At 29.2% G+C, this 15,051-nt stretch carries 12 protein-coding genes and 1 tRNA gene; 12 read left to right on the top strand and 1 reads right to left on the bottom strand.

Annotated features, from left to right (window positions below):
* The first annotated feature begins 131 nt into the window (after nt 1-131).
* Together atpE and CBLAS_RS02705 are read left to right on the top strand one after the other, a co-directional pair.
* Nucleotides 132-470 carry an ATP synthase F0 subunit C gene (atpE, locus tag CBLAS_RS02700; protein WP_106871349.1) on the top strand — a complete coding sequence of 113 codons (339 nt, stop codon included), beginning with the start codon at nt 132-134 and terminating at the stop codon, nt 468-470.
* A gap of 57 nt (nt 471-527) precedes the next feature.
* Nucleotides 528-612: transfer RNA gene (locus tag CBLAS_RS02705), tRNA-Leu, on the top strand.
* Between the two features lie 8 nt (nt 613-620).
* On the opposite strand, the gene CBLAS_RS02710 is transcribed toward CBLAS_RS02705, so the two are convergent.
* Nucleotides 621-980 (bottom strand): histidine triad nucleotide-binding protein, encoded by a 360-nt coding sequence (locus tag CBLAS_RS02710; RefSeq protein WP_106871347.1) that lies wholly within the window; start codon nt 978-980, stop codon nt 621-623.
* Between the two features lie 123 nt (nt 981-1,103).
* Here CBLAS_RS02710 and pheS point away from each other — a divergent pair, with 123 nt between their 5' ends.
* The 10 genes from pheS (at nt 1,104) to CBLAS_RS02760 (ending at nt 15,001) form a co-directional block, all read left to right on the top strand.
* Nucleotides 1,104-2,096, top strand: coding sequence for a phenylalanine--tRNA ligase subunit alpha (pheS, locus tag CBLAS_RS02715; protein WP_106871345.1), 993 nt, complete (start codon nt 1,104-1,106; stop codon nt 2,094-2,096).
* Entirely contained in the window at nt 2,093-4,417 is a 2,325-nt protein-coding gene (gene pheT / locus CBLAS_RS02720) for a phenylalanine--tRNA ligase subunit beta (protein WP_106871343.1), read from the top strand. Before pheS ends, pheT begins: the two co-directional genes overlap by 4 nt.
* Nucleotides 4,414-5,697: a 3-phosphoshikimate 1-carboxyvinyltransferase gene (aroA, locus tag CBLAS_RS02725; protein ID WP_106871341.1), complete on the top strand. Its 1,284-nt coding sequence runs from the start codon at nt 4,414-4,416 to the stop codon at nt 5,695-5,697. Before pheT ends, aroA begins: the two co-directional genes overlap by 4 nt.
* The gene (locus CBLAS_RS02730) at nt 5,678-6,505 is read left to right on the top strand and encodes a 4-hydroxy-3-methylbut-2-enyl diphosphate reductase (RefSeq protein ID WP_106871339.1); all 828 of its coding nucleotides are present in this window, start codon (nt 5,678-5,680) and stop codon (nt 6,503-6,505) included. The genes aroA and CBLAS_RS02730 overlap by 20 nt, the downstream gene beginning before the upstream one ends.
* Nucleotides 6,506-6,614: 109 nt before the next feature.
* The gene (locus CBLAS_RS02735) at nt 6,615-8,300 is read left to right on the top strand and encodes a 30S ribosomal protein S1 (RefSeq protein ID WP_106871337.1); all 1,686 of its coding nucleotides are present in this window, start codon (nt 6,615-6,617) and stop codon (nt 8,298-8,300) included.
* Nucleotides 8,301-8,326: 26 nt separating this feature from the next.
* A complete protein-coding gene (gene serA, locus CBLAS_RS02740) occupies nt 8,327-9,904 on the top strand; it encodes a phosphoglycerate dehydrogenase (protein ID WP_106871335.1) in 1,578 nt (525 codons plus the stop codon).
* 75 nt (nt 9,905-9,979) lie between these two features.
* On the top strand, nt 9,980-10,870 hold the full coding sequence (locus CBLAS_RS02745; RefSeq protein WP_106871333.1) for a Ppx/GppA phosphatase family protein: 891 nt from the start codon (nt 9,980-9,982) through the stop codon (nt 10,868-10,870).
* Nucleotides 10,871-10,873: 3 nt separating this feature from the next.
* A complete protein-coding gene (locus CBLAS_RS02750) occupies nt 10,874-11,329 on the top strand; it encodes a GatB/YqeY domain-containing protein (protein WP_106871331.1) in 456 nt (151 codons plus the stop codon).
* Complete coding sequence (locus tag CBLAS_RS02755) at nt 11,330-14,074, top strand: M16 family metallopeptidase (protein WP_106871329.1); 2,745 nt, start codon at nt 11,330-11,332, stop codon at nt 14,072-14,074.
* 18 nt (nt 14,075-14,092) lie between these two features.
* Nucleotides 14,093-15,001, top strand: a complete 909-nt coding sequence (locus CBLAS_RS02760) for a 1,4-dihydroxy-2-naphthoate polyprenyltransferase (protein ID WP_106871327.1) — start codon at nt 14,093-14,095, stop codon at nt 14,999-15,001.
* Nucleotides 15,002-15,051 lie beyond the last annotated feature (50 nt).

The raw sequence follows: 15,051 nt of genomic DNA on the forward strand, positions 1-15,051 counted from the left end.
TTTTCTAGTATGTGTATTTTAATTTTAATCAAAATAAAAGTTATATTTTTGTAAAATACGGCTGTTTAAAGTTTGTAAGTAGGGGAAAGATCCGAACACGCTTTAAAGAATATATTTTAAAGGATATCTTTATGAAAAAGATTGTTTTTTTGCTGTTTTCACTTACGGGTGTTATTTTCGCTGCTGAGGGAATGGATGCTTATACAACTATAGCTTCTTATTCTATCATAAGTTCTGGAATTGTTTTAGGACTTGCTGCTCTTGGTGGTGCTTTAGGTATGGGTAATGCTGCTTCTGCAACATTAACAGGTATAGCAAGAAACCCAAGTGTTGCTAATAAATTATCAACAACTATGTATGTTTCTTTGGCGATGATTGAAGCACAAGTTATCTATGCACTAGTTATTACATTTATTTTGCTTTATGCAAATCCACTTATTACAGATGCTATTCAAACAGCTGCTAATTAATTAATATAAAACCCTCTTTTTTTAGAGGGTTTTATAACTAAAATATTTTATTTTTATGCGATTGTGGTGGAATGGTAGACACGCTATCTTGAGGGGGTAGTAAGCTTCGCTTGTACGAGTTCAAGTCTCGTCAATCGCACCACCTATCTTTTAGAACCCATCTTTCATATTAGAACCAGATGTTTGATCCCATGATAAATTTGCTCCACCTAGCATATGAAAATGCAAGTGCATTACCTCTTGCCCAGCATTTTCACCGCAATTATTAATTAGTCTATATCCTGTTTTATCTAATCCCATTTTTACAGCAACTTCTTGTATAAATGATGTAAATTCTCCCATTATTTTTGGATCAACTTCTTGAAAGTTTTTATAACATTTTTTGGGTATGATAAGTATATGTATTGGTGCTTTTGGGTTTATGTCATGAAAAGCTAAAAATTTTTCATTTTCTAAAACTTTATTGCTAGGAATTTCGCCATCTACAATTTTTTCAAATACATTTTTCATAAATACTCCTTTTATATATAAGAATTTATAGATTATAGCTAAAATATTGATATTTATCACGAACTTTACCTTATTTTTATCATTTTTTTAATAAAATCAACAAAATATTTTTAAGGAAGAAATGTGAATGAAATAATCTCGAAAATAAATTCATCCAAAAACTTAGAAGAGCTTGATAAGATAAGAGTAAGTCTTTTTGGCAAAAAAGGACTTATAACACAAGAGTTTTCTAAGTTAAAAGATATGCCAAATGATGAGAAAAAAGAGTTTGCTAATAATTTAAATAGAAAAAAAGATGAATTAAATAGCGCTATTTCTATAAAGAAAAATGAATTAGAGCTAATAGATCTTCAAAACAAAATGAAAGCAGAATCTATTGATGTTACTTTGTTCAACGAAGAAAGAAGTATAGGTGCTTTACACCCTGTGATGATTACAATGGATAAAATTATAGAGTATTTTTTATCTCAAAATTTCAGTATTGAAAATGGTCCATTAATTGAAGATGATTTCCACAATTTTGAGGCATTAAATTTGCCAAAATATCATCCAGCAAGAGATATGCAAGATACATTTTATACAGATGACAAAAGACTCCTTAGAACTCACACTAGTCCAGTTCAGATACGAACTATGGAAGCTTCAAAACCACCAATTAGAATGATTTGTCCAGGAGCTGTTTTTAGAAGAGATTTTGATTTAACACATACTCCTATGTTTCATCAAATTGAGGGGCTTGTTGTAGAGGAAGGAGATAAAGTTAGTTTTGCAAATTTAAAATATACTTTAGAAAATTTTTTAAAATATATGTTTGGTGATGTAAAAGTCAGGTTTAGACCAAGTTTTTTCCCTTTTACTGAGCCCTCAACCGAGGTTGATATAAGCTGTATATTTTGCAAAGGAAGTGGTTGTAGGGTCTGTTCTCATACAGGTTGGCTTGAGGTTTTAGGAAGTGGTGTTGTTGATCCAAATGTATTTAGACAAGTTGGATATAAAAATGTTAGTGGATATGCTTTTGGCTTAGGGGTTGAAAGATTTGCAATGTTACTTCATTGTATAGGGGATTTACGTTCTTTATTTGAGGGCGATTTAAGATTATTGGAGCAGTTTAAATGATAATAACAAGAAGTTGGTTGCAAGAGTGGATAGATATATCAAAAATTAGCAGCGATAAGCTAAAAGAGACTTTAAACAGGATAGGTCTTGAAGTTGATAGCTATAAAGAGATAAGAATACCTAAAAAAGTAGTTGTTGGCTATGTAAAAAGCAAAAAAAAGCATGAAAACTCAGATAAGTTAAGTATATGCGAAGTGGATGTCAAAGATGAGGTATTGCAAATAGTTTGTGGTGCTAAAAATGTTGAAGCAGGACAATATGTTGCAGTAAGCTTGGTTGGCGCTGTACTTCCTAGTGGACTTAAGATAAAGACTACAAAGCTAAGAGGAGTTGAGAGCAATGGGATGATATGCTCTTCAACTGAGCTTGGACTTATCAAAATTAACGAAGGTATCATGATTTTAGATGATAGTATTGGCAAACTCGAACTTGGAAAAGAATTAAGCCAATATCCAATATTAAATGATGATATTATTGAGATTGATTTAACTCCAAATAGAGGCGATTGTCTTAGTGTTTATGGTATTGCTAGAGATCTAAGCGCAGCTCTTGATTTATCGCTAAAAAATGTAGTTTATAATGAAGAAGATGGTCTTGGCATAGGCAGACTTTTAGGAATTCACTCAAATGAAAAAATTCAAAGCTCTTTTCAGTATAGGGCGTTTAATGTAAAAAATAGTATAAAATTAAATATGCTTGTTTTAATAAGAATTCATCTTGCTGAAATTAATAAAGAAAATAATATTGAAAGCATGCTAGCATACACAACATATTCTACTGGGGTTTTATTAAGGGCATATGATGCAATAAAACTTTGTCCAGCTTGCGATAAGATAACACTTAGCATAAAAGAGGAAAAAAATGAGAATTGTGGAGTATATTATGATGATAAGTGCTTATCAATAGCAGGAATATCACAAAATGATTTTGGAAAAATTAGTGATGATTCAAAAGTAATTATCTTAGAAGCAAACTATACAGATCCAAAGATAATATCAGTTGCAGTTAATGAAGACAAAAAACATAAGGGCGATAATCATGTATATAGATCTGCAAGAGGTAGTGAGCCAAATTTAAGTTTGGGTGGTGATTATCTGTTTAATATTTTTTCAAAGATGGATAATGTGGATTTATATAATGGTTCGCAACAAATTTTACCACATAGAGATAGAAAAATTATAAATTTAGATACAAAAGAGATAAACTCAATCATAGGGCAAAAAGTTGATAGAAATGAGATAGTTAAAATACTTAAAAAGCTTAAATTTGATGTTGCCATTGAACAAGAATCTATTAATATAAAGGTACCTTATTTTAGACATGATATAGAAAATATCCATGATGTAACAGAGGAGATAGTTAGGATTATAGGTATTGATAACATACCTTCAAAACCACTATCTTATAGTGAAACAAATAGGCTAAACCAATCATTTATAGAGTATAAAAATAAAAAAGAAGTTAGATATAAGGCAATTGGAGAGGGTTTTTTTGAAACGCTTCATTATATTTTTGATAACGATAAAGAGCTTGAAGAGTTAGGTTTTAAAAACTGCAAGGTAAAAATTATAAATCCAATAAATAACGATTTAAATGCATTTAGACCTACTTTAATAAACAACCTTATAAAATCTTGCGAGAGAAATATAAAAAACTCAAGAAAATCTGTGAATCTTTTTGAGATAGGAACTGTTTTTGATATAAGCTCTAAAGAAAAAACTAATATAGCCTTTTTATCTAGTGGACTTATTGGGGAGAGTAGTTTGCTTAATGGTGCAAAACCAAAAGCAATTGATTTTTTAAGGTTTGCTTCAAAGGTTCAATCAACCATAGGTGAGTTTAAATGCGAAATTCCAAAAGAAAATATAGAATTTTTAAATAATTTTGAACAAGCAAATATCATCCAAAATGGTAAAAATGTAGGATACATAGGTAGGTTAAATTTAGCTATTGAAGCTAAATATGACCTTCCTAAAACCTATGTTTGTGAAATTGATTTTAGTAAGCTCGAGTTTAATCCAATCATTGCAAAACCATATGCTAAATTTCCTACTATTAGTAGAGATTTAAGCCTAATAGCTCCTTCTAGTATGAGATATGAGGAGATACGTAAATGTTTAGACTCAATAAAAATAAACAATTTAAAATCATATAATATAATAGATATCTATACAGATGAAAAAATGCACGATCAAAATAGTTTAACTATTAAATTTGTTTTTCAAAGTATGGAAAAAACATTAGAGGATGATGATATAAATACGCAAATAGATAAAATATTAAGCCAACTAAATGAAAAATTAAATATTGGAATTAGATGAAGATTTATCCAATTAAAAAACCTATCAGATGTGATATAGAAAATATTGCATCTGATAAATCAATATCTCATAGATGTGCAATTTTTTCGCTTTTAAGTGACAAGCCATCTAGGATTAGAAATTATCTCCAAGCAGAAGATACATTAAATACACTAAATATTATAAAAAGCTTAGGCTGTAAAGTAGAGATTGATAATGGGGAAATTATCATAACACCACCTACGCAGATAAAAGAGCCAAATCACATTTTAGAGTGCGGAAACTCAGGAACTTCAATGAGAATTTTTATGGGACTACTTTCAAGTGTGGATGGATTTTTTGTCTTAAGTGGAGATAAGTATTTAAATGAAAGACCTATGAATAGAGTAGGGTTGCCTTTAATAGATATAGGAGTTCAAATTTACGGTAGAGAGGGTGGAAACAAAGCACCTATTTGCATTCAGGGAAAAAAACTTAAATATTTTAAATATCATAGTAAAATAGCCTCTGCTCAGGTTAAAACAGCCCTTATTTTAGCTGCTTTAAGAGGCGAGGGGTGTGAGTTTAGTGAGATAGAACTTAGCAGAGATCATAGTGAGAAAATGCTTTTAGGAATGGGAGCGGATATAGTTAAAAATAGTTTGACTTTAGAGGTATCTCCTCTTAAAAAACCTTTAAAGCCTCTAAATATAATAGTTCCAAATGATCCAAGTTCTGCATTCTTTTTTGCACTTGCCGCTGCTATAATACCTGGTTCTAAAATAGTGCTTAAAAATATTTTACTTAATAAAACAAGAATTGAAGCCTATAAGATTCTTCAAAAAATGGGTACAAATATTACATTTGAATTAAAATCTAGCGAATATGAGGATGTAGGAGATATAGTAGTTGAGTATGCGCCTCTTAAAGCAATTGAAGTTCATGAGAATATATCTTGGTTAATAGATGAAGCTCCAGCTTTAGCTATAGCTTTTGCAAATGCAAAAGGAAAAAGTATTTTAAGAAATGCGAAAGAGTTAAGAGTAAAAGAGTGTGATAGGATAAAAGCTACAGTAGATGGTTTAAAAAATTGTGGAATTGAGGCAGAGGAGCTAGATGATGGCTTTAAAGTAGTTGGAGGTGTTGCTAAGTTAGGCAATGTAGATTCATGGGGAGATCATAGAATTGCTATGAGTTTTGCAATTCTTGGTATTAAATGTGGTATGAATCTTAGTGGTAGCAAATCAATAAATATATCATTTCCAAATTTTAAAGAATTGTTAATGTCATTAGGGGTAAAAGTTGAAAATACAACTTGCTAAAAATTATGGATTTTGTTTTGGAGTGAAAAGAGCTATTAAAATAGCTGAAAATAGTAAAGATGGAGCAACTTTTGGAGAGCTTATCCATAATAGCGAGGAGATTAAAAGATTAAAAGATGATTTTAATGTTAAAACTCTAAAAACTATTGATGAGATGAAAAATGAAAAAAAAGTTATTATTAGAACTCATGGCATTACTAAAAATGATCTTGAAATTTTAAAAACAGAGAATAAAAACATAATAGACGCCACTTGTCCATTTGTTACTAAGCCGCAAAATATAGTTGAAAAAATGAGTAAAGATGGCTATGATATAGTTATATTTGGGGATTTTAATCATCCAGAGGTAAAAGGTGTAATGTCTTATGCTAGTGGCAATGTATTTGTAGTTTTAGAACCAAAAGAGCTAGATGGGGTTAAAATTAGAAATAAAGTTGCAGTTGTTTCTCAAACTACAAAAAAGATAGAAGAATTTGCAAAAATAGTAAGTTATTTGATGACTAGAACTAAAGAAGTTAGAGTTTTTAACACTATTTGTAACGCTACTTTGGAAAACCAAGAAGCAGTTAGAGAGCTTGCTTTAAAAGCTGATGTTATGGTTATAATTGGTGGTAAAAACTCATCTAATACAAAACAGCTTTTTTTAATATCAAAACAAGTTTGCAAAGATAGTTATTTAATAGAAAACGACAGTGAAGTAAAAAAAGAGTGGTTTGATGGTAAGAAATTTTGTGGAATTTCAGCTGGAGCTAGTACACCCGGTTGGATTATACAAAAAGTAGTTAATAAAATAAAAGAACTATCTTAGCCATTGCAATATTAAAAAATTATTTTAAATAAATCTAAAGCAAATTTTAAGTATAATTAAGGCTATTTATTCTGCTTAGGATAAAAATTATAATTCATAAAGGAAAACAATGGCTGAGGTGAACGATAAGGTTCAAAATTCTACAAAAGAGGAGTTCGAAGATTTCGAAGCTCTATTAGAAGAGTCTTTTAAAAAAAGAGAAGAGAGTGTTATTAGCAAAGGTACTATAGTTGCTATCAAAGGCGAAGAGATTTTTGTTGATGTTGATAGAAAAATAGAAGGTGTGCTAAGGGCTAGTGAGGTTACTGACAAAGATGGAAATATCACTGTTAAAGTGGGAGATCCTATAGATGTGGTAATAACTGGCAACAGAGGCGGAAGACCAATACTTTCATATGAACAAGCAATCAGAAAAGTTAAGGTAGCTGATTTTATAGAAAACTACGACGAAGATGCTGAAAACATAGTTGAGGTTACAATTAGGGCAAAAAACAAAGGCGGTTATATTTGTGTAAACGAAGATAATGTTGAATTTTTTATGCCTAGATCTCAAAGTGCTCTTAAGGATTCTCCTTCGCTAATTGGTAAAACTTATAAAGCTAAAGTTATAAAAGTTGATAAAGAAAATAATAGCATTCTAATCTCTAGAAAAAAAATAGTTGATGAAGAGAGAAGAGTTAAAAAAGAACTTATTGAAAAAATTTCAAAAAGTGAAGAGATAATTGAAGGAACTATTAAAAAGATAACAACATATGGTATGTTTGTTGATGTTGGTGGTGCTGATGGCCTTGTTCACTATAGTGAAATAAGCTATAAAGGCCCTGTAAACCCTAGTAAATTATTTAATGAGGGTGATAAAGTTCCTGTTAAAGTTATAAATTATGATGAAGAGAAAAAACATCTTTCTTTATCTATAAAAGCTGCTATGCCTGATCCTTGGGAAGAGATAATAGAAGATGGATTAGAGGTTGGCGATACAATTAGGGTTAAAGTTAGTAATATTGAACCTTATGGTGCATTTGTAGATTTAGGAAATGACATAGAGGGATTTTTGCATATTAGTGAAATTTCTTGGGATAAAAATATTAAAAATCCAAAAGATTTTATAACTGAAGATGAAGACATTGATGTTGAAATTATAGAAATTAATACAGATAAAAGAAGATTAAGAGTTAGCCTTAAAAACCTACTTGAAAAACCTTTTGCTAAGTTCAAGAAAGCCTATAAAGTTGGCGATGTGGTAAAAGGAGTTATAACAACAATACCAAATTTTGGTGCATTTGTTAAAATAGATGGTGTTGAAGGACTTTTGCATAATGAAGATATATCTTGGGATAGAAGTATTAAAACAAAAGATATTTTAAAAGTTGGCGATGAAATTGAAGTTAAGATAATTAACATTGATTTTGATGGTGAGAAAATATCTTTAAGCAAAAAAGAGCTAGAAGAGAGTCCTATTGCTAAATATGCTAAAAACCATAGAGTTGGTGATGTTGTAAAAGGCATAGTAAGAGACAAAAAAGATTTTGGAGTTTTTGTTGATTTAGGTGAGGGAGTTGACGCTCTTATTAGAAAAGAAGATTTGGGTAATGTTGATATCGATGAGTTGAAAATTGATGAAGAGATTGAAGCTGCTATTGATTTTATAGATACTAAAAGAAGTAGAATTCGCCTTAGTATTAGAAGACTTGCTAGAGAAAAAGAAAGAGCAGTTTTAAAAGAGATTAATAGTAGTGAAGATAATGATTTAATGTCTTTAGGTGATCTTATAAAAGAACAATTATCAGATAACTAAATATAAATTATTTAAAGAGGGATGTTATGAGTAAAATTATAGTTTGTGATGCTATTCACCAGTCTGGATTTGAAATATTATCAAAAGAGAGTGATATTGAGGTAGTTGATGCTTCAAAAACCCCAAAGGATGAACTTTTAACGATTCTAGGGGATGCAGATATAGCCATTACTAGAAGCTCGACAGCTGTTAACGAAGCTTTTTTAGAAGCTGGTAAAAACCTAAAAGCTATTGTTAGAGCTGGTGTTGGTGTTGATAATGTGGATATAGATGGCTGCTCAAAAAGAGGTATAATTCTTATGAATGTCCCTACTGCAAATACCATAGCAGCAGTGGAGATGACAATGTGTCATCTTTTAAATGCTGCACGAAAATATGTAGATTCTTGCAATGATCTTAAATTGAACAGAACTTGGAAAAGAGAAAAATGGTATGGAACTGAGCTATTTGGAAAAACTTTAGGAATAATTGGTTTTGGTAATATCGGTTCAAGGGTTGGTGTTAGAGCTAAAGCCTTTGGAATGGATGTTGTTGCTTATGATCCATATATAGAGCCATTAAAAGCTACAGATCTTGGTGTGAAATTTACTTCAAATTTTGAAGATATTTTAAAATGTGATTTTATAACTATACATACACCAAAAACAAAAGAAACTACAGATATAATCAGTACTCACGAGATAGAAAAAATGAAGGACGGAGTAAGGCTAGTTAACTGTGCTAGAGGTGGGCTCATAAATGAAGAAGCTTTGCTTGAGGCACTAAAGACCAAAAAGGTTGCATATGCTGGAATTGATGTTTTTGTAAATGAACCAGCAACGAGTCACCCTTTGTTAGATCTTGATAATTTAGTTGCAACTCCACATCTTGGAGCAAATACCTTAGAATCACAACAAAATATAGCAACACAAGCAGCTGAACAAGCAATTAGCGCATCTAGAGGAATTAACTATCCAAATGCTTTAAATTTACCTATTAAAACAGACAATATTCCTAAAGAGGTACAACTATATTTGGAACTAGTATCAAAAATGGCATATTTAGCTGCTCAGATTAATAAAGCACCTATAAAAGCAATAAGAGTAGAGATAAATGGAAAGATGATGGAATATTCTGATTCAGCTCTTACATTTGCTATTTATGGTGGATTAAAAGAGAGATTTGGCGATTCTATAAACTATGTAAATGCTAAATTTTTAGCAGATGAAAGAGGAATTAAAACTGAAATTATAAAAAGCAAAGATGCTAACTATAAAGATCAAATATCAGTTAACATCTTAACAGATAAAGAAGTTTCTTCCGTTAGTGGAACTATCTTTGGTGATGAAGAGGCAAGAATTGTTAATATAAGTGGCTTTAAAACAGACTTTAAGCCAAAAGGTAAAATGATTTTGCTTAAAAACAAAGATATTCCGGGTTTTATTATGGATATAAGTTCAATACTTGCAAAAGCCAATGTAAATATAGCGGATTTTAGGCTTGGAAGAAATAAAGATGGTTTTGCACTAGCTGTTATTTTGATAGATGAAAGCATAGACAAAGAGATACTTAAGCAATTAAATGAAGTAGAAGCTTGCGTCTGGGCTAAATACGCAACCTTATAATATTTAAGCTCAAATGAGCTTAAATATTTTTATACAATAAATTCCAATACATACCCTAAAAGGTTATTAAACAAGATGGTAATTGGTATAGATCTTGGTTCCAACACTCTAAGAGTAGCGCTTATGAATGAGCGATTTGAAATTTTAAAAAGTTATGAGATTATAGTTGGATCGGCTAAAGATTTAAAAGATGGTGGAAATTTAAGCCCTAATTCTAAAAACAATATTATAAATGCATTAGAGAAAATTAAAGCAAAATTTAATTTTAATAAATTTAAATATATTGCAGTTGCAACAGAGGCTTTTAGGATTGCAAAAGATAGTAAGGAATTTTTTAAATTTATTAAAGATAAATTTAATATTAATTTTGAGATAATAGATGGCATTAGTGAATCAAAGTTTACAAGATTGGCAGTTGAACATAGATTAAGTAAGCTAAGTGTCAACTTTAAAGATATTCTTGCTATAGATCTAGGTGGAGCTAGCACAGAGATATCAAATAAGCATAATTTTAAAACATATAAATTTGGAATTATTAAACTATATAATGAGTCTAAGCAGATAAAAGATATGAAAGAAAATGCAAAATTTGCAGTAAAAGATGCAAAAGAGTTTATCTCTAAATTAGATATTGATAAAGTTGTATTAACTTCAGGTGTCCCAACAACATTGGCTGCTTTAAATAATGGGTTGGATTATAAAAACTATGATGAAAATATTGTCAATGGATCTATTTTAAAATATGATGATTTTGATATTTGGATTGAAAAAATTATCCATATGGAAGAAATAGAGCTTGAAAAACTTTTTGGAAAAGATAGAGCTATGTATATATTAGGTGGAATTTTTATTTTAAAAGAGCTTTTAAAGCCACTTGCAATGCATAAATATATCGTTGTTAATGATGGTTTAAGAGAAGGTGTTATGATATCAGAAATACTAAAATATAATAAAATAAAAGGATAAAAGATGAGTGTAAAAGAGCAAATTCAAAACGATGTTAAAACTGCGATGAGAGAAAAAGATAATTTTAAAAGAGATACTTTAAGGACTATTTTATCGGTATTTAAACAAATTGAAGTTGATGAGAGAGTTTTGATAGATGATACAAGAGCTTTTTCTATAATCCAAAGTGAAATTAAAAAAAGAAAAGACTCAATAGAGCAGTATTTAAAAGGAGATAGAAAAGATTTAGCAGATAAAGAACAATCAGAAATAGATGTAATAATCTCTTATTTACCAAGGCAGTTAAGCAAAGATGAATTAGAAGCAAAATTAGCGGAGATAATAACTAAAACAAACGCTACTAGTATAAAGGATTTAGGAAAAGTTATGAAGGTTGCTAAAGAGGAGATAGGCTCAAGTAGTGATGGAAAAAACATTAGCGAATGTGCTAAAAAACTATTAAGCAATCAAGGGCAATAAATGAGAAAGGTTTTAGTTTTAATTCTGCTTTTTGCAGTAGCTTTATTTGGTTTTGAAAATGATAAAGAATTAATAAAAAAAGAGCTAGAAAATGGCTTTACATACTATTTATACAAAAATGAAACGCCAAAAGATAGTATATCTTTAAGACTTCTTATAAAAGCTGGCTCAACGGACGAGAAAGATAGCGAACAGGGCTTAGCTCATTTTGTTGAACATATGGCATTTAACGGAACTAAAGACTATAACAAAAATGAATTGATAAAAGTTTTGGAAAGCTTAGGTGTTAAATTTGGAGCAGATTTAAATGCGGCTACAGGGTTTGTTTCAACTACATATAAATTAGATATAAAAAATAGCGATGAAAATATCCAAAAAGCTTTAAATATTTTTGCAAATATGGGCTTTAAGGTTTTATTTAATGAAGACGATCTTGAAGATGAAAAAGGCGTTATAATAGCTGAAGAAAAAAATAGAAGAAATGCTGGAACTAGAATATTTGAACAATCAATCCCATACTACTTCAAAGATAGTATTTTTCAAAAAAGACTTCCTATTGGAGATATGGATATTATTAAAAACTCTACACCAGATCTTTTAAAAGGATTTTATAATAAATATTATCATCCAAATAATGCCGTTTTAGTTGTTGCTGGGGATTTTGATATAGATAAAATGGATAGTAAAATTCAAAAGGTTTTTGGAGATATTGCATACAAAAAGATAGAACATATGGAAAAAAACATAGGATATTTTAATGAGCTTGTAGTTTACAATAGCCACGATAAAGATATTATGGATAATAGCTTAAATATTATGTTTGAAGATAATGTTAGTTTGATTAATAGCTATGATGGGTTAAAGCACGATATAAAAAATGAGTTTATATCAAAGCTTTTTAGCGCCATAAATCAAAGAGAAAGAAGCATGGGTAATACTACATTAAGCAGTGCTTTTTATCCCATAAATTTATATAATAAAAAAGTTTTAAATGCTTTTAATAGTAGTGTTTTAGAAAATGATTTTGAAAATAGCATTAGAAATTTACTCTATACTATAAAGAGCATAAAAGAATTTGGGTTTAATAAAAATGATTTTGAAGATGTAAAAAAAGATCTAAAAGCTGCAAATTTATCCATTTTTAAAAAGAGTAAAAAAAGAGAAAATAGTGCTTTAGTTTCTCAAATTCTAGACTATGTTGAATCAAACACAACATTTTTAAACATTGAAGACAGATATAATTTTACAGAAAAAATCCTTGATGAATTAAGCCTAGAAGAGATTAATGCTCACTTTAAAAAAATAGTAAGTGCAAATGGGGTTTTAATTGGCTTAATATCTAAAGAGTCTGTAAGTTTTAATAAAGATGATTTTTTAGCAATATATGAAGATATAGTTGTTACAGAAAATATAGAAAAAGAGCTTAGTGGACCTATTTTAAAAGAGAGATTAAAAAGACAAAATCCATATAAAAGTAGTTTTGATAATGTTAATTTGGTTCATATGTATAAATTTGAAAATGGCGTAAATGTTTATTTTAAACAAATTGACACAAGAAAAGATAATATATTTTTTAAGGCATTTAAGAAAAAGGGATACTCAAATTTTGACGATTTAAAATTGGCAAATTTTAGTGTTAATCTATCAAATGGAAGCGGTATAGGCGATTTCAATGATTACGAGGTGCAAAAGATAACTGCTGGTCAGGTGTTTAAGTATTCAAAATATATAAATAGAACATCTTTAGGTTATCAAGGTAATTTTATGATTTATGATATTAAAAATTTCTTTGATGCTTTTTATGTTGATTTTCATAATCCAAAGATAGATGAGAATTATTTTAAAAATTATAAGATAGTAGCTTTAGACAAACTTAAAAAAAATGAAGAAAATCCAGATTATAAATTTGCAAAAGAGTTTAATGATTTTTACTATGATAACAATCCAAAGATGGAATTTACAACCAAGCAAGACATTATAAATTTGGATTTAAACAGATCAAGAGAATTTATAAGAAGCGCTTTTGAAAATGCAGGAGAGTATGATTTTGTATTTGTTGGAGATATGGACCCTGATAATTTTATTAAAATAGCAAAAAACTATATAGGAAATTTAAAAGGAGAAAAAACCTCTATTGATATTGTTGATGACGGGGTTAGGCCTATTTTAGGAAACCACAAATTTGTTAAAAACTATCTTAGTGAAAATGTATCTAAAAATACAATTTTTATAGAAAATAACGAACTTCAAAATACACCTAAAAATAGACTAGCTTTGGAATTTGCAACTGATATTTTAAATATCTTAATGAGGGAAGATATAAGAGAAAAGCAAGGCAAAGTTTATGGGATTAATGCCTACTCTATTCTTAAAGATATTCCATATCAATATAGTAATGTTAAGATATATTTTACAAGTAATGTTAAAGACAGTGATAAAATAGTTAGCGATGTAAAAAGAATTATACATAAATTAAAAACAACTTTTAATGATGAAAATGAGCTTAAAAACATTAAAACCATTAAAAAAGTAGCTTTAGAAAAAGCATACCAACAACCACAATACTGGGTAGATAGCCTTTTTGAAACTCTTGTTTTTGATGAATATTTTTTTAGTTATGATGAGATAGTTTCTTTGATAGACCAAATAACATTAGATGATATAAAAAGAGTTGCAGCTTATGCTTTTGATACAAGAAATTTTATCATAAGTTCCAATCGGTATATAAAATCAGACAAGAGATAGAGTTGCAGAGTTGGTAAAATGAATCTGAAAATATTTTTAGAATTAATAGAGTTTAAAGCAAAAGCAGCAAGCCTTTTTCCGTTTTTACTTGGTGTTTGTATATCTATCTATCATTTTAATAGTTTTGATTTAAACATAGCAATTATCTTGTATCTTGCTATGTTTTTATTTAATTGTTTTGTTGATATTTGGGATAATTATATGGACTATAAAAACGCCATTGATGAAGAACATTATAAAGTTAAAACCAATGTCATTGGCAGAGAAAATTTAAATATTAAACAACTTGAGATCATAATGGCAATTTCCTTTTTAGTTTCTTTTTCATTGGGCATTTTTTTAGTTTCTAAAACAGGGATTGAGCTTCTTTTTTTAGGACTTATATCATTTATCGTTGGGGTTTGGTATTCATATGGAAAAAGACCAATCTCCTCAACGCCATTTGGTGAAATTGCATCTGGGCTTACTATGGGTTTTTTAATACCATTAATAACCGTTTTTACACTAAATCCAGAGCGTCATGTTTTTGAGATAAGTAATTTATGGATAGTGTTTTTATCTAGCTTTATAAATATAATTTTTATCTCAAATTTACTTTTTGCTAATAATATTTGCGATATGGACGAAGATAGAAAAAATGGAAGAGTTACGCTGCCTCATATTTTAGGGTTTAAAAACTCAATTTTGCTTTTTAAATTTGCATATATTTTTGGGTTTTTATCTGTGATTTTGGCAGTTTTCACAAAAGTTTACCCTATTAGTTTACTTTTAGTTTTTATCTGTATTCCTTTGGTTGTAAAAAATACTATTAGGCTAGAAAAAACTCCAATTAAACTAAAAAGCTTTAAATATATAATTACAAATTTAGGTGTTATGTCTTTTCTGCAGGTTTTAAGTTTTGGAGTTTACTTAATGTTCTTTTTTTAAAAATATAATTTTATAAATAAAGTGATATACGAATGTCACTAAAAGGAGTA

It is taken from the genome of Campylobacter blaseri (assembly GCF_013201895.1).
GTDB classification, from domain to species: Bacteria; Campylobacterota; Campylobacteria; order Campylobacterales; family Campylobacteraceae; genus Campylobacter_B; species Campylobacter_B blaseri.

Excerpts from the sequence above, each read along its gene's own strand:
- pheT (WP_106871343.1), top strand. The coding sequence starts at position 2,093 with ATGATAATAACAAGAAGTTGGTTGCAAGAGTGGATAGATATATCAAAA.
- aroA (WP_106871341.1), top strand. The coding sequence starts at position 4,414 with ATGAAGATTTATCCAATTAAAAAACCTATCAGATGTGATATAGAAAAT.
- CBLAS_RS02735 (WP_106871337.1), top strand. The coding sequence starts at position 6,615 with ATGGCTGAGGTGAACGATAAGGTTCAAAATTCTACAAAAGAGGAGTTC.
- CBLAS_RS02760 (WP_106871327.1), top strand. The coding sequence starts at position 14,093 with ATGAATCTGAAAATATTTTTAGAATTAATAGAGTTTAAAGCAAAAGCA.
- CBLAS_RS02755 (WP_106871329.1), top strand. The coding sequence starts at position 11,330 with ATGAGAAAGGTTTTAGTTTTAATTCTGCTTTTTGCAGTAGCTTTATTT.
- CBLAS_RS02710 (WP_106871347.1), bottom strand. The coding sequence starts at position 980 with ATGAAAAATGTATTTGAAAAAATTGTAGATGGCGAAATTCCTAGCAAT.
- CBLAS_RS02750 (WP_106871331.1), top strand. The coding sequence starts at position 10,874 with ATGAGTGTAAAAGAGCAAATTCAAAACGATGTTAAAACTGCGATGAGA.
- CBLAS_RS02745 (WP_106871333.1), top strand. The coding sequence starts at position 9,980 with ATGGTAATTGGTATAGATCTTGGTTCCAACACTCTAAGAGTAGCGCTT.
- atpE (WP_106871349.1), top strand. The coding sequence starts at position 132 with ATGAAAAAGATTGTTTTTTTGCTGTTTTCACTTACGGGTGTTATTTTC.
- serA (WP_106871335.1), top strand. The coding sequence starts at position 8,327 with ATGAGTAAAATTATAGTTTGTGATGCTATTCACCAGTCTGGATTTGAA.